Consider the following 22,416-nt stretch of genomic DNA (forward strand, 5'->3'; position numbering starts at 1 on the left):
GGGAGGTTAGGTCGGCGACCACCCCGGTCCTCAACTGGATACCCGTCCCACCAGGCGCCCAGCAACTCGTGTACGGGCATACCTCCCTCCAGCCTCCCGTGGGGTCTCCGGCGGCCTCTCGGACCGTCCCGGGGCGGTCCCGGCCGTACCCGCCATCACAAGGCCCCCGGAGATACCGTCGCGGACCCCCGAGCTGACGAATGCCAACGTCTGGGTTACACGGTCAAGACCCTGACCCGTGCCTGCATGGCTGCCACCGGACAGCCGGTGAAGCATGTGATCGACGCCCGTGTCGCGTTGGAGGTGCAGCGGTTGCCGGCGCACGGCACTTGCCCCGGCAACCGCCACATCCACCAGGGCCAGTACCGGTTCCGGCCAGGTGGCGGGCGCGGCCGATGCAATTCGAAGCGCTTCGACAGCGAGCACTTCGACAGTGATGTCCGCAGGTGAAAGAAATGTATCTTCCTGCGCAGAGCCTTGCCGTTCAGACATCCCATCATTACTGTCCACAGACGCAAGCGCTTCGACACTTCGCACCTGCGTCTGGCAAGCCCGGTGCTTGAAGGTAAGGGGACCGAGCACCGTTCCCGCAGTTGTTGAGCGCGCCACCTCGACGACACGAGCCACCCACCATCACGAGCAGCACCGCATGCGAACGGAGCGAAGGTGTCAACACGTCAGCCGATCGACCGTCTCGGCCGCCTCGCTTTCAGCGGGGACTCCAACTGCGAGCAGTGGAAGGAACCACTTCGCCCAGGGCCGGCCATCAAGCCGATCAGTCGGCCAACTGCGCAAGCACCTCGGACGGGGCTGAGCCGCGCCGTCCCGAGCCCGGACTCGCCGGTGAGCGACACTTCGCCGCGCCAGAGTCCGCCACCAGACCGGGGGTCCGGAACAACCTATCGCCGTCCTTGGAGGGACACATGAGATGGCAAGCCCTTAAATCCATCAGCAGCAAGTCGGCCGGGTTCGGTCGGCTGGTCCTTATAGCCGCCGTGATCGCCGGGTTCCTGAGCATCGCGTCTCCGGCGCAGGCCCAGGTCTACTCCACCTGCGACCAGTGGGGTCAGTACACCCAGGGCACCTGGACGATCTACAACGACGTCTGGGGCGACAACCACGGCCCGCAGTGCCTGACCGTCGACAGCATCAAGTCCTGGTACGTCGATGCCAACCACTCCGGCGGCGGGATCAAGTCCTACCCGAATATCGGGGTCCGGCCCCAGACGCCGCTGTCGCAGTTGAACTCGGCGGGCTTCTGGTACAACACGTCGTCGGCTCCCGTCGGCGGCAGTGACCACTGGAACTGGACGAGCGACATCTGGTCGACCGGCAACCAGGACGAGATCATGGTCTTCACCAGCTGGTCCGGGACGGCAGGTGGCTGGGGAAGGCAGATCGCGTCCAACGTGACCATCGGCGGCATCCTGTACGCGTCGGTCTGGCAGGCCGATCCCGGCTGGAACGTCCTGCAGCTCATCCCCGCCCAGCAGACCAACACCGGCAGCATCGACGCCTCGGCGGTCTGGCGATGGGCCGCGTCGCAGAACCTCCTGCGCAACACCAATTTCGACGCGATGCAGTACGGCATCGAGATCACCTCGACCAGCGGCGTGCAGAAGCGGTACTCGCTGAACGCCTACAGCGCCTGGTGGAACAACACCTCCGGCAGCGGATCAAACATCTAGCCGCAATACGCGCGACACGACGGTGCACTCCGTCCGCGCATAGAGACGAACGCCGGAGCGATTCCCAAACGCATACCTTGCCGCCAGGCCTCGAACAACAAATCCCGGCGGCAAGGTTTGCGGAGTCTTCGAATTCAGGCGGGGTGGAGGTGGCCTCGGGCCCGGCGGGTCAGCCCGTCCGTGCTGTGCGCGGGCCGCATCCATCGCCCTCGCCGTCGTACTCGTCCTCGCCAGTGTGTGGTGGTACGTCGCCCGCCGTTCGTACGGAACTCCCAGGACCGCCGCGTACGGCTCGGGCCGGGACCAGGCGGAACTGGCGGAGGGCATCGTCTGAAACCGCACTGTCCGGGCAACCGCCAGGTACGAACTGCTGTGCGGAATAAGGCAGGATGAGCGGCTGCACATCCCGAACTTGGAGGTAACCGGTGAACCGAGCGCTCACCGTGGACGACCTGGTCATCGCCGGAATCGCGCTGGCAGCGGGCCTGTTGGCCGCGTTCCTGCTGCGCATGCTGCTGCGCTGGCTGGGCAAGCACGCCGACCGCACCCGCTGGAGCGGCGACGACGTCATCGTCGACGCGCTGCGCACGGTGGTGCCGTGGGCGGCGATCGTGGGCGGCGCGGCCTCCGCGGGCGCCGCGCTGCCGCTGACCCGGACGGTCCAGAACCACGTCAACCAGGTGCTGACCGTGGTGCTCATCTTCGTCGTCACGGTGACGGCGGCCCGGGTGATCGCCGGCCTGGTGCGGGCGGTCACCGCGTCCCGTTCCGGCGTCGCCGGATCGGCCACGATCTTCGTGAACATCACCCGGGTGCTGGTCCTGGCGATCGGCTTCCTGGTGGTGCTGCAGACGCTGGGCATCTCGATCGCGCCCATGCTCACCGCTCTGGGCGTGGGCGGCCTGGCGGTCGCGCTCGCCCTGCAGGACACCCTCGCCAACCTCTTCGCGGGCATCCACATCCTCGCCTCGAAGACCGTGCAGCCCGGCGACTACATCCGGCTGAGCAGCGGCGAGGAGGGCTACGTCGAGGACATCAACTGGCGTCAGACGACGGTCCGCGCGCTCTCCAACAACCTCGTCGTCATCCCCAACGGGGAGCTCGCGAAGTCGAACATGACCAACTTCATGCGTCCCGAGCAGAAGTTGACCGTCCTGGTCCAGGTGGGGGTCGCCTACGACAGCGACCTGGAGCAGGTCGAGCGCGTGACCATGGAGGTCATCGCCGAGGTGATGAACGGGATCACCGGCGCGGTACCGGATCACGAGCCGGCGATCCGCTTCCACACCTTCGGCGACTCCCGGATCGGCTTCACGGTCATCCTGGGCGTGGGCGAGTTCAGCGACCAGTTCCGGATCAAGCACGAGTTCATCAAGGCGCTGCACAGGCGCTACCGCGAGGAGGGCATCCGCATCCCGGCGCCCGCACGGACAGTGGCCCTGCAGCCGGGGTCGGTGGCGATCCCGCAGCAGCGCGGCCCGCAGGAGGCGGGCGTCGAGGCGGCCGAGGTGTCCCCCGCCCGCCTCGACTGACGGATCGACGAGGTCAGAGAGTCGCCGAGTTGTCGTGCCAGTGCCCACCCCTGCGGCTGTGCGGTGAAGCGAGCGCCGAGTTCACCGGCGTGACCGTCCAGTCCGGGTGGCCGGGCATCCGCGGCGTCTTCGTACCGTAGAGCCAGTCCTTGAGGAAGCCGGACTGGTCCTGGCCGGAGACCTCCGAGGCGACGGCGATGTAGTCGTCGGTGGTCACCGAGGAGTTGCGGTGCCGCTCCAGGAAGGACCGCTCGATGGCGTGGAAGACGTCCTCGCCGACGACCTGGCGCAGCGCGTACAGGACCAGCACGCCGCCCGTGTAGCGCTGGCTGTCGAAGAGGTTGACCGCGTTGGGCGCGGCGACCGGGCCCGAGTCGTGCCGCCACTGGTCGCCGACGCCGTATGTGTACTTCATGCGGTCCTCGAACGTGCTGTAGCCGAGCGAGTCGGTCCAGCCGCGCTCGTAGCGGTACAGCAGTCCGTAGAAGTCGGCGTGGCCCTCGTTCAGCCAAAGGTCGGCCCAGTTGGCGGGGCTGACGAGGTTGCCGAACCAGGAGTGGACCAGCTCGTGCATCATGTGCGAGCCGATCTTCTTCTCCTCCTGGAGCAGGAAGTTCGGCTTGTACAGGGTGAGGGTCTGGGTCTCCAGGCCCGTGAAGTCGAAGGCCTTCGGGTCGTCGGAGTTGCACGGCAGCAGCCCGTACGTCTCGAAGGGGAACGCGCCGAGCCGCTGCTCGATCCAGTCGACCAGACCCGGGGTCAGCGCGAGGGCTGGCTCCAGGGCGGCGGCCCGGGCGGTGGGCACGACGTCCCGCAGGGGCAGCCCGTGTGGGCCCTGCCGGTCCTTGACTACGTAGTCGCCGACCGTGATCTGCACGAGTTCGGTGGCCATCGGCTCGCGGGAGCGGTACGAGGACGCGGTGCGGCCGTCGGCGAGGGTCTCGGTGCCGACGAGCAGGCCGTTCGCGACGCCTTGCAGGCCGGCGGGGACGGTGACGCGGAAGGTGAAGTCCGCCTTGTCCGACGGGTGGTCGTTGCAGGGGAAGACGGTGTGCGCCGAGTTCGGCTGCGGGCAGATCGCGAAGCCGTCCGGGGTGACGACCCAGGCGGTGTGCGGGAGGGTGCGGCTCGGGTCGGCCCCGTACTCGACGCAGACCCTCACCCGGGCCCCGGCGGGCAGCGGGCGGTCGGGCGTGATCCGCAGCTTCTCGTCCGCCTGCTCGAAGGCGGCGGTACGCCCGCCGACGCGGACGGAGCGTATGTCCAGGCCGAGGGCGTCCAGCGAGAAGCGGGTGAGCGCCTGGGTGGTGGTGATCCGCAGGGTCGCGGTGGCGTCCACCAGCTTGGTGGTGGCGTCGTAGGAGAGGTCGAGGTGGTAGGCCGAGACGCGGTAGCCGTCGTTGCCGAGGCTCGGGAAGACGGAGTCACCGAGGGTCTCGGGGCCCGGGGTGCCGATGTCGCGCGGGGCTGCCTTGGCCGTACCCCCCACGGTCAGTGCCGCGGCCGTACCGATCAGGGCGGCCGCGGGGGCCGTCACTCTGGTGCGATATCTCATGGTCAGCTTTCGCTCGGGCGGCCGGGTGGTCAGCTCCGGCCGTCGACGATCAGATGGACGATCTACATCCAGGACCATGGGATCGGACGTTTGGTTGCACGCCGGTGAGGCGTTTGGGGTTCCGGAGTGTGGGACGCGTGGCCGGACCCCTGTCGAGCCCGCCTCGATCACGAGATATCTTGATGTCGAGCAATGTTGCAGACGTGGAGCGGAGCACCCGGTGACTGACTCGACCATCTTCTATACGCACACTGACGAGGCCCCGGCCCTGGCGACGTATTCCTTCTTGCCGGTGGTCCAGGCGTACGCCTCGCAGGCGGGTGTCTCCGTGGAGACCCGTGACATCTCGCTGGCCGGGCGCATCATCGCGCTGTTCCCGGAGTACCTGGCCGAGGACCAGCGGATCCCGGACGCCCTCCACGAGCTGGGCGAGCTGGCCAAGACGCCCGAGGCCAACATCATCAAGCTGCCGAACATCTCGGCGTCGATCCCGCAGCTGAAGGCCGCGATCGCCGAGCTGCAGGGCCAGGGCTACGCGCTGCCGGCGTACCCGGACGACCCGAAGACCGACGAGCAGCGGGAGATCCAGGCCCGCTACGACAAGGTCAAGGGCTCCGCCGTGAACCCGGTGCTGCGTGAGGGCAACTCCGACCGCCGCGCCCCCGCCTCGGTCAAGAACTACGCCAAGACCCACCCGCACCGCATGGGCGCCTGGACGGCCGAGTCCAAGACCAACGTGGCGACCATGGGTGAGAACGACTTCGCCTCCACCGAGAAGTCCACGGTCATCGCCGAGGACACCACCCTCCGCTTCGAGCTGGTCGGCGAGGACGGCTCCACCACCGCGCTGCGCGAGCCCCTGAAGGTCATCGCCGGCGAGGTCGTCGACGCCTCCGTGATGCGCGCCGCCGCGCTGAACGAGTTCCTCGCCGCGCAGGTCGCCCGCGCCAAGGCCGAGGGCGTTCTGTTCTCCGTGCACCTCAAGGCCACGATGATGAAGGTCTCCGACCCGATCGTCTTCGGTCACGTGGTGCGCGCCTTCTTCCCCAAGACCTTCGCGAAGTACGGCGAGACGCTCGCCGCGGCCGGCCTGTCCCCGAACGACGGTCTGGGCGGCATCTACAAGGGCCTGGAGGCCCTGCCCGAGGGCGCCGACATCAAGGCCTCCTTCGACGCCGAGCTCGCCGAGGGCCCGGAGCTGGCGATGGTCGACTCCGACAAGGGCATCACCAACCTGCACGTGCCGTCCGACGTGATCGTGGACGCCTCGATGCCGGCCATGATCCGCACCTCCGGCCACATGTGGGGCCCGGACGGCCAGGAGGCCGACACCCTCGCGGTGTTGCCGGACCACTCCTACTCCGGCGTCTACCAGGCCGTCATCGACGACTGCCGCGCGAACGGCGCCTTCGACCCGTCCACCATGGGCTCGGTGCCGAACGTCGGTCTGATGGCGCAGAAGGCCGAGGAGTACGGCTCCCACGACAAGACCTTCGAGATCAAGGCCGCCGGCACGGTCCGCCTGGTCGACCAGGCCGGCAATGTCGTCCTGGAGCAGCCGGTCGCCCCGGGCGACATCTTCCGCGCCTGCCAGACCAAGGACGCCCCGATCAAGGACTGGGTGAAGCTGGCCGTCACCCGCGCCCGCGCCAGCGGCGACCCGGCGGTGTTCTGGCTGGACGAGACCCGCGGCCACGACGCCGTGATCATCGGGAAGGTCGAGCAGTACCTGCCGGAGCACGACACCGAGGGCCTGGACATCCGCATCCTCGCCCCGGTCGAGGCGACCAAGCTGTCGATCGAGCGCATCCGCCGCGGCGAGAACACCATCTCCGTGACCGGCAACGTGCTGCGTGACTACCTCACCGACCTCTTCCCCATCCTGGAGCTGGGCACCAGCGCCAAGATGCTGTCGGTCGTCCCGCTGATGGCGGGCGGCGGCCTGTTCGAGACGGGCGCCGGCGGCTCCGCGCCGAAGCACGTCCAGCAGCTGGTCAAGGACAACTACCTGCGCTGGGACTCGCTGGGCGAGTTCTTCGCGCTGGTGCCGTCCCTGGAGCAGTACGCGACGGCCACCAACAACCCGAAGGCCAAGGTTCTGGCCGACACCCTCGACCGCGCCACGGCGACCTTCCTCAACGAGGACAAGTCCCCGACCCGTCGCGTCGGCGGCATCGACAACCGCGGCAGCCACTTCTTCCTGTCCCTGTACTGGGCGCAGGAGCTGGCTTCGCAGACCGACGACGCGGACCTGGCGAAGGCCTTCGCCCCGCTGGCCGAGACGCTCGCCTCCAACGAGCAGAAGATCGTCGACGAGCTGCTCGCCGTCCAGGGCAAGCCGGCCGACATCGGCGGCTACTACCAGCCGGACCCGGCCAAGGCCGCCGCGGTCATGCGCCCCTCGGCCACCTGGAACGAGGCGCTGGCGTCCCTGAGCTGACGCGACAGGCCTTGACGGCCCGTTCCTGACTCCGCCCCGGTCGGCGCACTGCCCGGCCGGGGCGGAGCCGTGTCACGAACGGCGTACCACGGCAGGTGGCCGGTGGCCCGGCTCGGTCTACTGGGCAGGGGGGAGCAAGGGGAACAGGGGGAACCGAACAGATCAGAGGAGGCAGTCATATGGCTGTTGTGTTGTCCTTGACCTGGACAGGGGTCACGCCCCAGCAGTACGACACCGTCCGGCAGCTGGTCGATTGGGAGCAGGACCAGCCGGAGGGCGCCGTCCTGCACGTGGCCTGGTTCGACGGGGGCGCGCTGCACGTCACCGATGTGTGGAACGCCCAGTCCGACTTCGAGCGGTTCTTCGGCGGGCGGCTGGCGCCCGCCGTCAAGGAAGCCGGAATCGCCGGTGAGCCTCAGTCCACGTTCTCGCCGCTCCACCGGCGTTTCGTGGCCTCCGGAGTCAGCGGCGGCGGCTGAGGGCCCTCGGTATCCATCGGCATCTATTCGGGCCGTGCGAGCTCCAGCTCGAGCCAGCGGGCCAGGTCCTCGATCTCCCGGCCGATCTCCGCGGTCATGGTCGCGGTGAACGGGACGTCCTCATGGACGGCGCCGACCCGCAGCACTCCGGCCTTGCGGTCGGCTGTGGCGTCGAGTTTCCCGACCAGCCGGTCCCCGTACAGGACCGGCAGCGCGAAGTAGCCCCAGCGGCGCTTTGCGGCTGGCTTGTACATCTCCAGCTGGTACTCGTACTCGAACAGCTCGGTGGTGCGTCTGCGGTCGTGGACGAGGCGGTCGAAGGGTGACAGCAGGGCCGCCCGTCCCTCGAAGGGCAGGCCCAACTGGGCAGGATCCACCCGCCACTTGCCCCGCACGCCTGCCACGACCGCGGGCTCCCCCGCCTCGCCCACGTCCGCCGGCTCCACCTGGCACTCCGGGCCGCGGGCGCGGGCGATGCCGAGGGCGCGCAGCCGCCGCTCGTCGCGGATGCGCAGCGCCTCCTCCACCGGGACCGGCGGGAGGTCGGGGTAGACCCGGCCGGCCAGGTCCCACAGCCGGTCACCGCCGCCACTGCGTCCGGCGACGGCGACCTCACCGCGCTGCACCATCAGCTCCAGGAGCTTGGTGACATTGCGGTTGTTGCTCCAGCCGCTCGACTTCCACGGCTGGGCGCAGGTGTCCGGGAGGGCGCGGGACGGCAGCGGTCCCTCGGCGCCGAGCCGGTCGAGGATGTCGCGACGGCAGGCGTCGTTGGCGGCCACCCACGTCCGGTGGTATTCGCGCCACGACGAGGGCGTCCCCCGCTCCGGCCACTCGGCCATCTCGGCGCGGTACAGCGCAAGATCCTCGGCGGGCCGGATCATCGCCTGCAGCTCCAGCAGCGCGCGCTGCTCCAACGCGGTGCTCAACCGGCCCTGCTCGTACGGCGATCCGAGCCGGCTCCATGCCACCAGGTCGGCGTTGGGCGCGACGGCGGCGGTCGGGTCGATCTGCAGCAGGGTCAGCCCGCGCACCACATCCAGCAGCCCGGTCGGCCGTACGGCGTCCAGGAGTTGGGCGCGTACGGCGATGCGCCGGGCGTCGGTGCGCGAGAGCTCATGGACGGTCATGGCACGAGACTAGGAGAGGGGTCTGACAACGGCACGTCCGTCACTCGGCGTACCCCTTTTAACCCTTTGAGATCCTGTCGCGTGTTGGAGAGAGTCTGCGGTCATGGAGTTCTTCTGCTACCACCGCGACCGGCCCGGCTCCGTCCCGTTGCGCGACGAGCTGCTGGAAGAGCACTGGTCCTACATGGACCGGTACTCGAAGGAGCTGATCGCCCGCGGCTCGACCTTCGCCGCCGACGGTGACACGCCCACCGGCAGCGTGCACATCGTCGATCTGCCGGATCTCGCCGCCGCCCGCGCGTTCGCCTTCGACGAGCCCAACCACCAGGCCGGCGTGTACCGGGACGTGCTGCTGCGCCGGTGGCGCAACCTGCTGGGTCGCAGCATGTGGGAGTTCGGCGGCGGCCGCACCGGCGGCAACCGCTATCTGGTGCTCGGCCTCGGCTCGGGGCCGGCCGCCGACCTCGCTGTGCCGACCGACCGGGACGACCTGATCGCGTACGGGCCTCTGCTGTCCGACGACGGAGTCGCCTGGCTCGGTACGGCGGTGCTGCTCCGGGCCCCGGACCCGGGCACGGCGCGCGCCGTCCTGACCGCGGAGCGGTACGCCGACATCGAGGTGCACGCCTGGGAGTTCGGCGGGCGGCGGTGATCGAGGGACACGCCACGAAGTTTTCCCGGCGCTGTGTCGATCGGCGGGTTTCCCGTTCGACGCAGGGGTGACAGCAGTCGACCTGCAAGGAGAGATCATGCAGATCCGCGCACGTATGAGCATGAGTGCCGACGGTTTTGTGACCACGCCGACCGGCTGGCCGTCACTGACGGCCGATCCCGCGTTCGTGTCCGGCCAGAGCCACGGCATCCGGGAGTTCCTCGAGGGGTGCGAGGCGGCGCTGATGGGCCGTACCACCTTCGAGCCGGCGCTGACCAACGAGCGCTGGCCCTGGCCCGACCTGGACGTGTTCGTGCTCGGCTCGCACCGTCCGGCCGGCACCCCCGACCACGTCGTCACCGACAGCGATCCCCTACGGCTGCTGGAGAAGCTCCGCGCGGCCAACCGGGGCGGCGACGTCCACCTCATCGGAGGCCCGCGGACGATCGGGACCTTCCACGCCCTCGGCGCGCTCGACACCCTGGAGCTGGTGGTCCTGCCGCTCCTGTTCGGCAGCGGAATGCGGCTGACACCCGCGCTCAGTCCCGACACCGGCCTGGCATTCCAGCGCGAACGTGCCCTCCCCGGCGGTGCGGTGGAGATCGTCTACTCCTGCCGGGGCAGTCGCAGCCGGCTTCCCGGCACACCCGCGAGCCAGCGCTGAGCCCGCCACGGCGACCGGCAGGATGCAGTTCATCGACCAACGTCACCGACACGCCCCGGGAGCCCCCCATGCCCTCCGCCGCACCGTCATTCGAGTTCCTGCCCGGCGCGGCCGGCTCCCCCGTGATCCTGCATGTGCCGCACTCGGCGCGGGAGATACCGGCCGAGGTGCGCTCGGGCATCGTGCTGGACGAGGCGGCGCTGGAGCGGGAGTTGGACCACATCACCGACGCGCACACGGCGGAGCTCGCCGAGGCGGCGGCCGGGCTGTCCGCTGTCGCCCCGTGGCGGTTCGTCAACCGGCTCTCTCGGCTGGTCGTCGATCCGGAACGGTTCCCGGACGAGCGGGAGGAGATGTTGTCCGCCGGGATGGGGGCCGTCTACACGCGGACCACCCACCGGGAGGCCCTGCGGCCCGCGGACACCGACCCCAAACCGCTGGTCGACCGCTACTTCCGGCCATACGCCCAGGGCATGACGGAGGCGGTGGCCGACCGGCTGGCCGCCACGGGACGGGCTGTGATCATCGACGTCCACTCCTACCCGACCGCCCCGCTGCCCTACGAGCTGCACGGCGAGGGCCCCCGGCCGCCGGTCTGCCTCGGCACCGACTCCTTCCACACGCCGCCCGAACTCACGGCTGCGGCACGGGAGGCCTTCGCGGCGTGCGGGGAGACGGGGCTCGACAGCCCGTTCAGCGGGACGTACGTACCGCTGGAGTTCTACGGCAGGGATCCACGGGTGAGCGCCCTGATGGTGGAGATCCGCCGGGACACGTACATGACCGAGCCGGGCGGGCCGGCCGGCCGCGGACTCGGCCGGCTGGCGTCGGCGCTGGCCGTGCTCGTCGATGCCGTGACGGGCTGAAGCACGGGCTCTGCGGGGCAGGCTCCGACCTCCGGCTGGCGCACTCCCGCGCGACAGGGGTTCGAGGGGCGGTGAGGGTGGAGGCATGACCGAGGAGATCACCACGCTGACGGAGCAGGCCCCGCCCCCGGTACGGGAGTGGCCCGCGCACGACCTGGCCGGGACGGAGTTCGACCCGGTGCTCGCGGACCTCATGCGCGAGGGCCCGCTCACCCGCATCCGACTGCCGCACGGCGAGGGCTGGGCGTGGCTGGCCACCCGCTACGACGACGTCAAGCTGATCACCAACGATCCGCGGTTCAGCCGCACGGAGGTCACCCGGCGTCAGGTCACCCGGCTCGCCCCCAACTTCGCTCCCCGGCCGGGCTCGCTCGCCTGGGCCGACCAGCCGGACCACAACCGGCTGCGCAAGCCGATCGCCGGTGCTTTCACCGTGGGCGCGATGAAGCGGCTGCGGCCCCGCGCGCACGGGATCCTCGACGAGCTGCTCGACGGGGTCGTACGCGACGGGCCGCCGGCCGATCTCGTCGAGCGGGTCCTCGAACCCTTCCCCATCACCGTGGTCAGCGAGGTGATGGGGGTACCCGCCGGCGACCGGGAGCAGGTGCATGCCTGGACGCGGCAGATCATCTCGACCTCGGGTGGGTCCGAGGCCGCCGACCGTGCCAAGAACGGCATGTACGGCTGGATCACCGACACCATCCGCGCGCGGGCACAGAGCACGGACGAGGACGTCTACTCGCTGCTCGGCCTCGCCGTCGGCCGCGGCGACATCAGTGAGGAGGAGGCGGTGGGTCTCGCCGGGCCGCTGCAGATCGGCGGCGAGGCCGTCACCCACAACTGCGGCCAGATGCTGTTCCTGATGCTCACCCGGCCGGAGTTGAGGGAGCGGATGCAAGAGCCCGGGGCGCGCGGGCCCGTACTGGACGAGCTGCTGCGCCACATCCCGCACCGCGCCTCGGTCGGCCTGGCCCGTATCGCCCTGGAGGACGTCGTGCTGCGCGGCCACCGCATCAGCGCCGGCGAGCCGGTCTACGTCTCCTACCTGGCCGCCAACCGCGACCCGGAGGTCTTCCCCGACCCGGACCGGATCGACCCGGACCGCGACCCCAACCCGCACGTGGCCTTCGGCAACGGCGTCCACTACTGCACCGGCGCCGTGCTCGCCCGCCTGCAGATCGAACTGCTCGTCGACACGGTGCTGGAGCGGCTGCCCGGGCTGCGGCTCGCGGTCCCCGCCGACCAGGTCGTCTGGCGTCGCAAGACCATGATCCGCGGGCCGCAGACCCTGCCCGTCAGCTGGTGAGGGCAGGGCCCCGGGTCAGGCCGTCACCCAGTCCGTGACGAGTACTCCCTCGCCCGTCCGCAGCCGTAGCGCGAAGGGACCGGCGGGGGGTTCGTCGTAGGTGAAGCGCCCCATGTCGTCGGTGGTCAGCGGCGATCCGGCCTGCGGGCCGCTGAGCACCTCGATGCCGGCCGTCTGCGGCGGCAGCACCTGTCCCATCAGGCCCTGTGCGGTCAGTTCGACGTCGACGGTCACCCCGCCCGCGTGGAACGTGAGCATCCGCGGCACGTCCGTCGCTCCCCGCACGGGGATGGCGTCGACCACCGAGTCGAAGGTCAGCTCGGCGAGACGGGCGTCCAGGTCGTGCAGCGCGAAGGCCTCGACGGCGATCTGCCGCAGTTGGGCCGGCACCGGGTCCAGGATGGCCGCGGCCCTGCGGAGTTCCTCCTCCAACAGGTCGTACGCCACGTCGTCGATGTACTCGATGCCGTTGATGCCGTCGTTGTCGTAGCCGTTGTCGGCGTTGTTCATGTCGGTCACACCGCTCCCCGTGCTTCGAGTCGTGCCCGCAGGCGCCGCAGACAGCGCTGGCGGAGCGGTCCGATGCTGCCCACGGCGATGCCCAGCGCCGCGGACACCTCCTGGTAGCTGGGCGGCGGCGAGGCCATCAGGACGCGCAGCAACTGCCTGCAGCGATCGCCGAGTTCCTCGAACTCCTGCCACAGGTGCCGGATGCGCTCGGTCTCGGCGGCCGCCTCCTCCAGGTCGAGGAACGACTGCTCGGGCGTACGGTCGTCACTGACCCGGTCGAGCAGTTGCGGATCGTCCGTCGGGGTCAGCCGCCTTAAGCTCTTGAGGACCTTCAGGCACTCGTGCCGCGCGGTGCTCGCCAGCCATGACCCGGCCTTCTCCGGTTCGCGGATCCGCCCCAGGTGCTGGGCGAAACGGAACCACACCGTCTGGTACACCTCGTGCGCGTCGGCGTCGGAGAGCCGGTGCGAGCGCACGACGGACCACACCAGTGGGCTCAGCCCCTCCACGAGCGCCTTCCAGGCCGCCGCGTCGCCGTCGACGGCGGACTGGACCAGCGCGCCGACATCTGCTCGGTCCACGGCCCCACCCCTCGTGTACGGCAAGTCATCGTACGCCGTGGAGGGGACCGTTCCAGACCTCATACGCCGGGAGAGAGCTGCACGACCGGACCGGGGCGCCAGCCCGCCGGGCGCAGCGCCGGTACATGCGCCCCGCGCACTTCCGCGAACCCGGCGTTGTCCGCGAGCAGTTGCTTGCGGGCGGCGCGCGCATCGCTCATCTTGTTGGCCGTCATGTAGGCGGCGACCATGCCGGCGGCCACGGGAGCGGAGAACGAGGTGCCGCTCCAGTGCGCGTATCCCTCGAACATCACCTGGTCCGCCTTGACGGAGGTGGGCGTGCCGGCCTCGCTCAACGCACCGGTGTGGCGCGGGTACTGGCAGGTGCACGCGTAGGTGAAGCCGAAGCGGCAGGCGTCGTACGTGGAGTGCTGGTAGACGTACGGCACCGGTGCGTCGAAGCCGGTCAGGGCGCTGGTGAGGCGCTCGCCGGGGGCGTACACGTTCACCCAGGCGCCGTGGTTGCTGAAGCAGGCGCCGTACTCGCCGTCGCTGCGCAGCGCGCCGACCGACAGGACGATGTCCGAGTAGTCGGGCAGGGAGGCGTAGGCGGCGGGCCAGAACGGGGTGGCGCTGGCGTTGTTGCCGGCCGCGGCGACCAACAGGGTGCGCTGGGTGCGCAGTTCCTGCATGAAGCTCTCCACGCCGAGCAGGCCGTCGGTGCGGCCGTTGGAGGTGCCGGCGGACAGGCTGATGACGTCCGGCCAGCCGTGCTCGTCGACCGCGTCGAAGAGCCGCTGCCCGAACTCGGACTCCAGGATGGCCCCGGCGTCGTTGAGGGTGTTGCGCACCGTCACGTTCGTGTTGGGTGCGACGGCCGCGAGGAGGCCGGCGATGAAGGTGCCGTGGCCGACGTACTGCAGCAGGTTGCCCTGGTCGTCGGTCTCGGTGCCGTGCAGGTCGCCCTGGACGTGGGCGAGCAGCGGGACCATCCCGTAATCGTGCGTGAGGCCGTTGTCGATGACGAGGACGCCCACGGCGGTGTCCGTGTCGTAACCGGCCGCGGCGGCGGCCGGGTTGGTGCCCTGGGTGAGCGGGGCGGGCACCGGCTCGTCGCCGGGGCAGGAGTTGACCGCGATCGACACGACGTGGTTGCGGCTGACCAGCCGGCGCCGGGCGCGGCCCTCGTGCTCGCGCATGGCGCGCAGGGCGTGCGCGACGGACCGGTCGCCGCGCCGGTCGCCGTGGCCCGGGTCGCCGACCTGGATACGGGTGATGCCCGAGCGGTTGGTCTCCGGGCTCGCCCGGCGTACGTGGTCGGCGGTGAGGCCGGTCGCCTCGGTGAAGTGCGTGCGCACGGTGTCCTCGACGAGCCGCGCCTCCTCACCGTCGCGGGCGAGGACCACGCCCTTCTCGTAGATGAACTCCGCCGCGTCGTCGGGCCCCATCGCCAGGGAGACGTCGGGCATCGAACGCTGGATCTGGTCGAACTGCTCGTGGAATCGCTGAGGTGCCATGGCGTGTCCTCCCGCTGAGGCGACAGTCGTGAATCAGAGTCGCGGAGCCCTCGATTGATACAGCGCCAAACCGGTGTGGGGCGCAACCACGGCCACTACCATCCTTTGAGTGACAGCGGGAAGCGACTCGGTTCTCGAACTGCTGCCGATGGTGTTCGCCGATCCGGGCGAGGCTCTCGCGCGGGCACAGGGCGTGCTGGACTGCGATCCGTCGCCGTGGCGCGCCTCCGTCGCGCACCAGGTGATCGGCATCTGGCAGCGGGACTGGGGCGACATGCGGATCGCGCTGCACCATCTGCGCCGCGCCCGCGATCTGGCGGCGCGCGCCCAGGCGCCCGACCGGGAGGCGGACATCCTGGCCACCCTCGGCGTGGCGCTGGTGCACTCCGGCCGCACCCGGCAGGGCCTGGAGGCGCTGGAGCGGGGTGTCGCGGTGAGCAGCGGGCACACACGCGCGCGTGTCCTGTTCCGGCGGGCCTACGCCTCCTGGGTGCTGGGCCGGCACCGGGAGGCGCTGGAGGACGTACGCAAGGCGATTCCCGTGCTGCGGCAGGCGGACGACGTCATCTGGACGGCGCGGGCGCTGACCCTGCGGGCCACGGTGCATCTGGCGCTCGGCGCGGTGGACCGGGCGGAGGCGGACTTCACCGCCGCGCATGCGCAGTGGGACACCACCGGCCAGGAGCACGACAAGGCCGACGTGGTGGAGAGCCGGGGTCTTGCCGCCTTCCGCTCGGGCGACATCCCCGTTGCGCTGCGGCTGCTGGACGAGGCCGAGGAGCGGTACGCCAAGCTCGGCACGCCGTCCTTCATGCTCTACATCCGCCGCTGCGAGGTGCTGATGGCCGCCGGGCTCGCCCCCGAGGCCCTTGCAGAGGCGGACACGGCCATAGGGGCGCTCGACGGCATCGGCGGACAGTCCACCCGCAAGGCGGAACTGCTGCTGGTCGCGGCCCGCGCGGCCCGGCTGGCGGGCGATCCGCATACCGCGATCGCGCGCGCGGCGCTGGCGGTGCGGCTGTTCGCCGGGCAGCGGCGCACCTGGTGGGAGACGCATGCCCGGCTGGTGCTGATCGAGGCGCGGGTGGCCGCCGGGCGCTGCTCGGGGCGCCTGGTCGCGGATGCGGCGGCGGTGGCCGAACGGCTCGCGTCCTTCGGCGCGCCGGCCGCCCCGGAGGCGTCGCTGCTCGCCGGCCGGATCGCGCTGGACCTCGGCTGGACGGCGGACGCGGAGCGGCATCTGGCCGTCGCCGCCCGCAGCCGGCACAGCGGACCGCCGCTGGCGCGGATGACGGGCTGGGCCGCGCAGGCGCTGCGCGCGCGGGCCGCCGGTTCCGGCCGGGGCGTCCTGGAGGCGTGCCGGCGCGGGCTCGACGTGCTCGACGACCACCGGATGACGCTGGGCGCCTCCGAGCTCAGGGCCCGCGCCACCGAACAGGGCGCGGAGCTGGCCGCGTTGGCCCAGCGGGCCAGTCTCGACTCGGGCAGCCCGCGCCGGCTGCTGATGTGGAGCGAGCGCTGGCGGGCCACCGTCCTGTCCACGCCGCCCACCCGGCCGCCCGCCGACCCGGCCCTGCTCGGCAACCTGACCGCGTTCCGGGAGATCGCCGCCCGCGCGGAGGAGGCCCGCAGCGACGGCCGCCCGATCCCGGCCCTGGAGCGTGAACAGCGGCGTCTGGAGCGGGAGATCCGCTCCCGGACCCTGCACATGCGCGGCGACGCGCCCGGCGCCGAGGACCGCTTCCGGCCCGGCAGACTGCTGGAGCGGCTGGGCGAGGTACGGCTGGTGGAGCTCGCCGTGCTCGACGGGCGGGTCCAGGTGCTGCTGTGCGGGGACGGGCGGGTGCGGCGGTTCGAGGCGGGGCTGCTCGCCGACGCCGAGACCGAGGCCGAGCATGTGCAGGCCGCACTGCGGCGGCTGGCCCACCCCGGCGCGGAGGCGCGGCTTCCGGTGGTGGAGGCCATGGGCCGCCGTCTGGAGGAGCTGCTGCTCGGCCCGGCCACCGCGCACCTGGGCTGCGGCCCCGTGGTGGTCGTGCCGCCGGGCCGGCTGCACCGCGTGCCGTGGGCGCTGCTGCCGTCGCTGCGGGAGCGGGTGCTGAGCGTGTCGCCGTCGGCGAGCAGCTGGCTGCGCGCCCACGAGACCGAGCCGCCGCCCGGCGGCCGTCACGTCCTGGTCCGCGGACCGGGGCTCGCCACCGGCGGCGCGGAAGTGCCCGAACTCGCCGACCGCTACGGCAACTCGACGCTGCTGGAACACGACGACGCGCGCGTGCCGCGCGTGCTGGAGGAACTCGACGGCGCCACGCTGGCCCACATCGCCGCGCACGGCACCTTCCGCGCCGACAGCCCCCTGTTCTCCGCACTGCGGATGGCCGACGGCCCGCTCATCGTCCACGACTTCGAGCGCCTGGACCGCAGCCCGTACCGGATCATCCTGTCCAGCTGCGACACCGCCCGCTTCGCCTCGGTCGGCGCGGACGAACTCCTCGGCCTGGTCACCGCGCTGCTGCCGCTCGGCACAGCGGGAGTGGTGGCGAGCAGCGCACCCGTCAACGACCACGCCGTGGTGGAGCTGATGCTCGCCCTGCACAAGGGTCTGAGCGCGGGCCTGTCCCTGGCCGAGGCCCTGCGCGACGCGCGCGCCTCGCTGCCGGGGGATGCGCTGCATCAGGCGACAGGGTGGGCGTTCACGGCGTTCGGGGCGGCTTGAAATCCGCTGGGGCCAGCAACTCCCCGACGGCGTCGGCGAATCGCCGGCGGCCCGCCTCGCCGAGGAACGGCTGATGAGGTTCGCCTGGGAAGTGTTCGCCGGTGCCACGCCCACCCGAGGCCCTTCCGTGCGCAGACGCAGGCGAGTGTGGCTCGGCGGCGCAGGCCTGCTCTTCGCGGGCGCGCTCATCGCCTCCCCCGTTATGTTTTCCGCGGCCCTGCAACAGGACCGCTGGCCTCCGGGCTCGGCATGACTGGTCCCCCCTGTCGAACCGATGACCTGGGGGGTGGTGTCACCGGGCCCGAGAGGCGCCGTTGGACACGCTGATGAGAGGTCTGACCACCGCGGGCGGTACGACGATCAAGTGCACGTACAGCTCCAACGCGTGGCGCTGGACCTACGCCTGACGAGACACGCCCGGTGCTCCCGGCGGGGATCGGCGGCCTGACCCCTCCCCCGAATACTGGGGGTCAGACCGCCGGTTCATGGGCCCGGCTCAGGCCGGCTGCGCGTCCGGCAGCTCCACGAGCCACGGCAGCGCGCCCCGGTCGCTCGCGCCGAGCCGGACGTAGGCGCTGTAGAGGTGGTTGCCGACGGTGCGGATGGACAGCGTCAGCTGTTCCGCGATCTGCCGGTTGCTCAGACCCGCGGCCGCGAGGGTGACGATCTGCCGCTGGCGGGCGGTCAGTTCGCCGAACACCAGGCCGGACAGGGCCGGGGTGCGGGCGCCCTGGCAGCGGCGGGCCAGGGCGACGGCACGCGTGCGTGAGGTGCGTGCGGCGCGCGCGTCGCGGTGCGCTCGTACGGCCTGCGCGTGCGCCTCGGCCGCGAACAGCAGAAACCCGCGCCCCTCCAAGGCCTCCGCGGCCCGATCCAGGGCCGCACCGTCCCCACGGGCCAGAGCCCCGGCGTGCTGGGCGAACACACCGTCGGCCGGGAGGCGCTCGGCGACCTTCTCCGGGGCTCCGAGTCGTACGGCGTCGTAGAGGGCGAACACGGTGTCGGCACCGGCGATTTCGGCCGTCGGCACGCCCATACGGTCACTGTCGGCGCCGAATTCCGCAGCCATACGGTCGCTGCCCTCGCCGTACCTCTGCACCATGCCGTCGGTGACGTCGCCGATCGCCGCCAGCGCCCCGTCGACGTCCCCGCGGGCCGCGACCAGCCACGCGGACTGCTCGTCGAGGTCCGGGCACCCCGCCATGGCCTCCTGCGCGGTCGCCGCATCCCCCGACTGGGCGGCGGCCAGGGCGAGTTCGGTGCGGCAGGGCGCGTCGTCGGGAGCACCCCGCAGTCCTTCCCTCGCCCAGGCCGCCGCCTCCCGCAGCTCCCCCCGCAGCCGCGAGAACCGCGCGCGTACGGCCGCGTACCCGGCCGGTAGCGGTGCGCCCTCCTGGGCGAGCCACTCCCCCACGGGCGTCGGCAGCGACCGTACGTCCGCCTGCTCGATCCGGCGGGTCAGCGCGGCCGACTCGGCGGCAAGGGCCGCCTCGCACTGGGCCGGTGTGCGGGCCAGCCGCCTCGCCCGGAGCCTGCCGGCCGCGGCGCGCAGCACCGGGCCGTGCAGGGGGTGGGAGAGGCGGACGGTGCCCTGGTCGTCCCGATCGCCCTGAGCGCCCTGGTCGCCCTGGTCGTCGATGCGGATGAGGGCGTCGGCCTCCAGATTTTCGAGGATCCGCAGGTCGAAGTCGTCCAGGTGCAGAGGCAGGGGCTCTGCGAAGGCGAGGCGTTCGAGGGTCCTGCGCTCGTCGGGGCCGGGGCGTTCGAGGAGCTGGGCGGTGCGTTCGCGGACGGTCGCCGTCACCGGCACCGGGCCCCGCCACGCCCATTCGTCCGTGTCCGGGAGGAGGCGGGTCAGGAGGCCGCGCTCGCGCACCGCGTCCACCAGTTCGCGCAGCAGCCTGAGGTCGCCCAGGCACAGGTGGTGGAGGCGGTTCAGGGTGAGCGGCTCAAGGCTGCCGCCGACGCCCGCCGCCAGGAGCTGCTCGGTGTCCTCGCGGGGCAGCGGTTCCAGGGCGAGGCGCGGCAGCAGTTCCCCGGTCCACAGGCGTGAGATCGCGCCGGGGTGCGGGCCGCAGTCCGCGGCGACGACGACCAGGCGGGTCCGGCCGTGCACGGCCAGCTGGTGCACGAGGGCGGCGGAGGCGTCGTCGAGCAGGTGTGCGTCGTCGACCACCAGCAGCCGCACCCCGGACAGGAGCTGGACCGCCCGGTGCAGGGAGACCGCCTCGGGCAGCAGGTGGGCGAACGCGGCGAAGGGGAGGTGCCGGGTCTCGGGCGTCCCGGCCGCCCGGGCCCGGTCGCTGCCCCGCACGGCCTCGGTGACCAGCCGGGTCTTGCCGCAGCCGACCGGGCCGGTGACCACGATGCCGTGGTGGCCGGCGGTCAGGGACCTGCGGATCAGCTCGAGCTCGCCCTCACGTCCGGTGAACTGCCAGGGCAGCTCAAGGGTCTTCGCGTCGCGTTCGAAAGTCGTCACGGGAGTATGAGCGCGAGTACTCACTCCTGATACAGGGTGACTTGAGTAGCCCCCGACTCAGGCGCCTGTGACCCTGCCCACGGCAACCTGTGCGCATGACCGGACGCTACTGCTCCCTCGCGCAGCAGTCGGCCCCCGCTTTCACACCGGGGCTGACCGCCGAGCGGCGCAGTGCGCTCATCGCCGGACGCCCGATGTGGGTCAACGGCACGGTGCTGCACTACTGCTTCTTCGAGGGCGACAGCGACGGATCGGTCATCTCCGTACCGGGAACCGGGCAGTCCCGCCGGGTGTCGTGGGTCGGCGCCAAGGAGCAGCGGGACGTGGTGCGCGAGTGCTTCCAGGAGTGGCAGGACCTCGGCATCGGCGTGTCCTTCGTCGAGGTCGGCGACCGCTCGGAGGCCGAACTGCGGATCGGCTTCCAGCTCGGCGACGGCTCCTGGTCGACCGTGGGCAAGGACTGTCTCCAGGTCGGACAGCACGAACGCACCATGAACTTCGGCTGGGACCTGACCGCGCCCGGGGAGCGCGGGACGGCCCTGCACGAGATCGGGCACGCGCTCGGCATGCTGCACGAGCACCAGAGCCCGTTCGCGGGCATCCACTGGGACGACGAGGCCGTCTACGCCGATCTGGCGGGCCCGCCGAACTTCTGGAGCCGGGACAGGACGTTCTTCAACATCCTGCGCAAGCTCGACCCGGACGAGGTGAACGGCTCGGTCTGGGATCCGCAGTCGATCATGGAGTATCCGTTCTCGGGCGGGCTGATCCTGGAACCTGAGCAGTTCCGCGGGGGCCTGAACCCGCCCGGTACGCTCTCGCCGGCCGACAAGGAGTTCGTGCTGCGCTGGTACCCGCCGGCCGACGTCCCACGGCCACCGGCGCTGGTGCCCTTCCGCTCCGCGCCACTCGGCCTCGGGCCCGGCGAGCAGGCCGACTTCACCCTCGACCCGCCGGAGACCCGCGACTACACCATCAGCACCTTCGGCGCGAGCGACTCCGTCGTCGTGGCCTTCGAGGAGCGGAACGGGGAGCCCCGCTACCTCGCCGGCCGGGACGACGGAGGAACACCGCACAACGGCACCATCAAGGCCCGGCTCGTCAAGGGCCGCCGCTACTTCGTCCGAGTACGTCTGTACTCCGCGTGGGGTCCGGGGGAGACAGCGGTCATGTGCTGGTGACAGCACAGTCCGCCCACGCGGTCGGCTGGACCACAGTCCGGCGCCGGGGGAACGGTCGGGGACACATCACCTTCGGGGGAGGGAGATGTGTCCCCGACCCGTGTTCCCATCTCGCGAACAGGCAGGCCGACAGCGGGACATGAGCGTTTGCTGCGGCCACGGACCACCACCCGCGGACGGCGACCTCAGCCGCCCGACTCAAGTGGCCGCGCAGGGTCCTTGGACCATTCTTCAAGCGAACCGTCGTAGAGCGACACGTCCTTGCGGCCGAGCAGGGTGAGTACCAGTGCCGTGCCGGCCGCCGAGATGCCGCCGCCGCAGTACAGGACGACCGGCGGCGAGTCGGCGTTACCTGTACGCGGCGGACGAGCTGCGCCCCGGCTACCCGGTACGCGAGAAGGACGCCGTCGCCCTCCTCGACGGCTACCAGGCCATCCGTCCCCTCACACCCGTCGAGTCGACCGCGCTCCCCGCGCTACTGCCGCTGGTGCACGCCGAGTTCGCGCTGTCGGAGCTCGGCTATGTCCACGGCGTCACACGGTCGGCCGAGAACACCCGGCTGGCCTACGAGTACTACGCGGGCCACGCCGAGTGGGGCGGGGGTGTCCTGCGCAGAGGTCGAGGTGGCGTGCTCCGATCCGGCCCAGCACCGGCTGCGCGTGACCTCCCGGTCGGTGGACATCCCGGATCTGCCCCTGCCGGACGGGGAGCAGTCTGCTCGAAGCCGTGATGTCAGTGGCGGCCGATAACTTCGAGGCATGAGTGCAATTGGATACGTCATCGGGGAGAGCCTGCGGCCCGGCGCTGTCTTCCAGCCCCAGGGGCTGCGTCTGTGCAAGGTCAGCCGGATCGACGTCTCGGCGAGTGCGAGCGCTGCGCAGCCCGGGTTGTGGACCCTTGTCGAGTGGGAGGCCGACAGCGACGACGTGGGCGGGCTCGCGCAGGCGCTCGCCGATGTGCTGGAGCCGGACAACGGGTGGTACGCCGACTTCACCGCCGGGGACGAGCGCGTGGTCGTCTTTGCCGGGAAGGTGTTCCGGTATCGGCGGGGCGACGAGCCGGGGCGTGCCGAAGCGATTGCGTACGGGCGGTCGGTGGGGACCCCCGAGCATCAGCTCGACTGGAAGGAGTGAGCTTGGTGCTC

The 22,416-nt window shown here is 71.2% G+C and carries 18 protein-coding genes and 2 pseudogenes; 13 read left to right on the plus strand and 7 right to left on the minus strand.

Annotated features, from left to right (window positions below; translation table 11 throughout):
* Window positions 1-192: 192 nt before the first annotated feature.
* The 3 genes and pseudogenes from P2Q00_RS29200 to P2Q00_RS29210 form a co-directional block, all read left to right on the plus strand.
* A pseudogene (locus tag P2Q00_RS29200) lies at window positions 193-324 on the plus strand (helix-turn-helix domain-containing protein); the annotation flags it as partial.
* Window positions 325-923: 599 nt separating this feature from the next.
* Window positions 924-1,688 (plus strand): glycoside hydrolase family 12 protein, encoded by a 765-nt coding sequence (locus P2Q00_RS29205; protein ID WP_275776065.1) that lies wholly within the window; start codon window positions 924-926, stop codon window positions 1,686-1,688.
* Window positions 1,689-2,113: 425 nt separating this feature from the next.
* A complete protein-coding gene (locus P2Q00_RS29210) occupies window positions 2,114-3,220 on the plus strand; it encodes a mechanosensitive ion channel family protein (RefSeq protein ID WP_275776066.1) in 1,107 nt (368 codons plus the stop codon).
* Between the two features lie 13 nt (window positions 3,221-3,233).
* Here P2Q00_RS29210 and P2Q00_RS29215 read toward each other — a convergent pair whose 3' ends face one another.
* Window positions 3,234-4,775 (minus strand): M1 family metallopeptidase, encoded by a 1,542-nt coding sequence (locus P2Q00_RS29215; RefSeq protein WP_275776068.1) that lies wholly within the window; start codon window positions 4,773-4,775, stop codon window positions 3,234-3,236.
* A 220-nt stretch (window positions 4,776-4,995) separates the two neighbouring features.
* Here P2Q00_RS29215 and P2Q00_RS29220 point away from each other — a divergent pair, with 220 nt between their 5' ends.
* Together P2Q00_RS29220 and P2Q00_RS29225 are read left to right on the plus strand one after the other, a co-directional pair.
* Window positions 4,996-7,215, plus strand: a complete 2,220-nt coding sequence (locus tag P2Q00_RS29220; RefSeq protein ID WP_275776070.1) for an NADP-dependent isocitrate dehydrogenase — start codon at window positions 4,996-4,998, stop codon at window positions 7,213-7,215.
* Between the two features lie 179 nt (window positions 7,216-7,394).
* Window positions 7,395-7,694 (plus strand): hypothetical protein, encoded by a 300-nt coding sequence (locus P2Q00_RS29225; RefSeq protein WP_275776071.1) that lies wholly within the window; start codon window positions 7,395-7,397, stop codon window positions 7,692-7,694.
* Between the two features lie 23 nt (window positions 7,695-7,717).
* On the opposite strand, the gene P2Q00_RS29230 is transcribed toward P2Q00_RS29225, so the two are convergent.
* On the minus strand, window positions 7,718-8,824 hold the full coding sequence (locus P2Q00_RS29230; protein WP_275776073.1) for a DNA glycosylase AlkZ-like family protein: 1,107 nt from the start codon (window positions 8,822-8,824) through the stop codon (window positions 7,718-7,720).
* Between the two features lie 103 nt (window positions 8,825-8,927).
* On the opposite strand from P2Q00_RS29230, the gene P2Q00_RS29235 reads away from it, so the two are divergent.
* The 4 genes from P2Q00_RS29235 (at window position 8,928) to P2Q00_RS29250 (ending at window position 12,312) form a co-directional block, all read left to right on the plus strand.
* On the plus strand, window positions 8,928-9,476 hold the full coding sequence (locus P2Q00_RS29235) for a YciI family protein (protein ID WP_275776075.1): 549 nt from the start codon (window positions 8,928-8,930) through the stop codon (window positions 9,474-9,476).
* A gap of 97 nt (window positions 9,477-9,573) precedes the next feature.
* A complete protein-coding gene (locus P2Q00_RS29240; RefSeq protein ID WP_275776077.1) occupies window positions 9,574-10,140 on the plus strand; it encodes a dihydrofolate reductase family protein in 567 nt (188 codons plus the stop codon).
* Between the two features lie 68 nt (window positions 10,141-10,208).
* The gene (locus P2Q00_RS29245) at window positions 10,209-11,006 is read left to right on the plus strand and encodes an N-formylglutamate amidohydrolase (RefSeq protein ID WP_275776078.1); all 798 of its coding nucleotides are present in this window, start codon (window positions 10,209-10,211) and stop codon (window positions 11,004-11,006) included.
* Between the two features lie 85 nt (window positions 11,007-11,091).
* A complete protein-coding gene (locus P2Q00_RS29250) occupies window positions 11,092-12,312 on the plus strand; it encodes a cytochrome P450 (RefSeq protein WP_275776094.1) in 1,221 nt (406 codons plus the stop codon).
* A gap of 15 nt (window positions 12,313-12,327) precedes the next feature.
* Here P2Q00_RS29250 and P2Q00_RS29255 read toward each other — a convergent pair whose 3' ends face one another.
* From P2Q00_RS29255 to P2Q00_RS29265, 3 genes are read right to left on the minus strand one after another with little or no spacing between them, the layout of a single operon-like run.
* Complete coding sequence (locus tag P2Q00_RS29255) at window positions 12,328-12,822, minus strand: hypothetical protein (RefSeq protein WP_275776481.1); 495 nt, start codon at window positions 12,820-12,822, stop codon at window positions 12,328-12,330.
* A gap of 5 nt (window positions 12,823-12,827) precedes the next feature.
* Window positions 12,828-13,403 carry an RNA polymerase sigma factor gene (locus P2Q00_RS29260; protein ID WP_275776095.1) on the minus strand — a complete coding sequence of 192 codons (576 nt, stop codon included), beginning with the start codon at window positions 13,401-13,403 and terminating at the stop codon, window positions 12,828-12,830.
* Between the two features lie 59 nt (window positions 13,404-13,462).
* Complete coding sequence (locus P2Q00_RS29265; protein WP_275776096.1) at window positions 13,463-14,899, minus strand: S8/S53 family peptidase; 1,437 nt, start codon at window positions 14,897-14,899, stop codon at window positions 13,463-13,465.
* Between the two features lie 148 nt (window positions 14,900-15,047).
* Here P2Q00_RS29265 and P2Q00_RS29270 point away from each other — a divergent pair, with 148 nt between their 5' ends.
* On the plus strand, window positions 15,048-17,612 hold the full coding sequence (locus tag P2Q00_RS29270) for a CHAT domain-containing protein (RefSeq protein WP_275776482.1): 2,565 nt from the start codon (window positions 15,048-15,050) through the stop codon (window positions 17,610-17,612).
* A gap of 496 nt (window positions 17,613-18,108) precedes the next feature.
* Here P2Q00_RS29270 and P2Q00_RS29275 read toward each other — a convergent pair whose 3' ends face one another.
* Complete coding sequence (locus tag P2Q00_RS29275; RefSeq protein ID WP_275776097.1) at window positions 18,109-20,091, minus strand: LuxR family transcriptional regulator AbsR2; 1,983 nt, start codon at window positions 20,089-20,091, stop codon at window positions 18,109-18,111.
* Between the two features lie 95 nt (window positions 20,092-20,186).
* Between P2Q00_RS29275 and absR1 the strand changes: the two genes are divergently transcribed.
* Window positions 20,187-21,272 (plus strand): beta-glucuronidase AbsR1, encoded by a 1,086-nt coding sequence (absR1, locus tag P2Q00_RS29280; RefSeq protein WP_275776098.1) that lies wholly within the window; start codon window positions 20,187-20,189, stop codon window positions 21,270-21,272.
* 185 nt (window positions 21,273-21,457) lie between these two features.
* On the opposite strand, the gene P2Q00_RS29285 is transcribed toward absR1, so the two are convergent.
* Window positions 21,458-21,598, minus strand: coding sequence for a rhodanese-like domain-containing protein (locus tag P2Q00_RS29285; RefSeq protein ID WP_338059360.1), 141 nt, complete (start codon window positions 21,596-21,598; stop codon window positions 21,458-21,460).
* Between the two features lie 288 nt (window positions 21,599-21,886).
* On the opposite strand from P2Q00_RS29285, the pseudogene P2Q00_RS29290 reads away from it, so the two are divergent.
* Window positions 21,887-21,973 (plus strand): annotated as a pseudogene (locus P2Q00_RS29290) (adenylyl-sulfate kinase); the annotation flags it as partial.
* A gap of 57 nt (window positions 21,974-22,030) precedes the next feature.
* Window positions 22,031-22,405 (plus strand): hypothetical protein, encoded by a 375-nt coding sequence (locus tag P2Q00_RS29295; protein WP_275776099.1) that lies wholly within the window; start codon window positions 22,031-22,033, stop codon window positions 22,403-22,405.
* The last annotated feature ends 11 nt before the right edge of the window (window positions 22,406-22,416 follow it).

It is taken from the genome of Streptomyces coacervatus (assembly GCF_029223485.1).
GTDB classification, from domain to species: domain Bacteria; phylum Actinomycetota; class Actinomycetes; order Streptomycetales; family Streptomycetaceae; genus Streptomyces; species Streptomyces coacervatus.

Bases quoted from the DNA above. Each gene is read 5' to 3' on its own strand.
- P2Q00_RS29205 (WP_275776065.1), top strand. From the start codon at position 924: ATGAGATGGCAAGCCCTTAAATCCATCAGCAGCAAGTCGGCCGGGTTC.
- P2Q00_RS29255 (WP_275776481.1), bottom strand. From the start codon at position 12,822: ATGAACAACGCCGACAACGGCTACGACAACGACGGCATCAACGGCATC.
- P2Q00_RS29215 (WP_275776068.1), bottom strand. From the start codon at position 4,775: ATGAGATATCGCACCAGAGTGACGGCCCCCGCGGCCGCCCTGATCGGT.
- P2Q00_RS29270 (WP_275776482.1), top strand. From the start codon at position 15,048: ATGGTGTTCGCCGATCCGGGCGAGGCTCTCGCGCGGGCACAGGGCGTG.
- P2Q00_RS29230 (WP_275776073.1), bottom strand. From the start codon at position 8,824: ATGACCGTCCATGAGCTCTCGCGCACCGACGCCCGGCGCATCGCCGTA.
- P2Q00_RS29240 (WP_275776077.1), top strand. From the start codon at position 9,574: ATGCAGATCCGCGCACGTATGAGCATGAGTGCCGACGGTTTTGTGACC.
- P2Q00_RS29225 (WP_275776071.1), top strand. From the start codon at position 7,395: ATGGCTGTTGTGTTGTCCTTGACCTGGACAGGGGTCACGCCCCAGCAG.
- P2Q00_RS29265 (WP_275776096.1), bottom strand. From the start codon at position 14,899: ATGGCACCTCAGCGATTCCACGAGCAGTTCGACCAGATCCAGCGTTCG.
- P2Q00_RS29235 (WP_275776075.1), top strand. From the start codon at position 8,928: ATGGAGTTCTTCTGCTACCACCGCGACCGGCCCGGCTCCGTCCCGTTG.
- P2Q00_RS29295 (WP_275776099.1), top strand. From the start codon at position 22,031: ATGAGTGCAATTGGATACGTCATCGGGGAGAGCCTGCGGCCCGGCGCT.
- P2Q00_RS29250 (WP_275776094.1), top strand. From the start codon at position 11,092: ATGACCGAGGAGATCACCACGCTGACGGAGCAGGCCCCGCCCCCGGTA.
- absR1 (WP_275776098.1), top strand. From the start codon at position 20,187: ATGACCGGACGCTACTGCTCCCTCGCGCAGCAGTCGGCCCCCGCTTTC.
- P2Q00_RS29245 (WP_275776078.1), top strand. From the start codon at position 10,209: ATGCCCTCCGCCGCACCGTCATTCGAGTTCCTGCCCGGCGCGGCCGGC.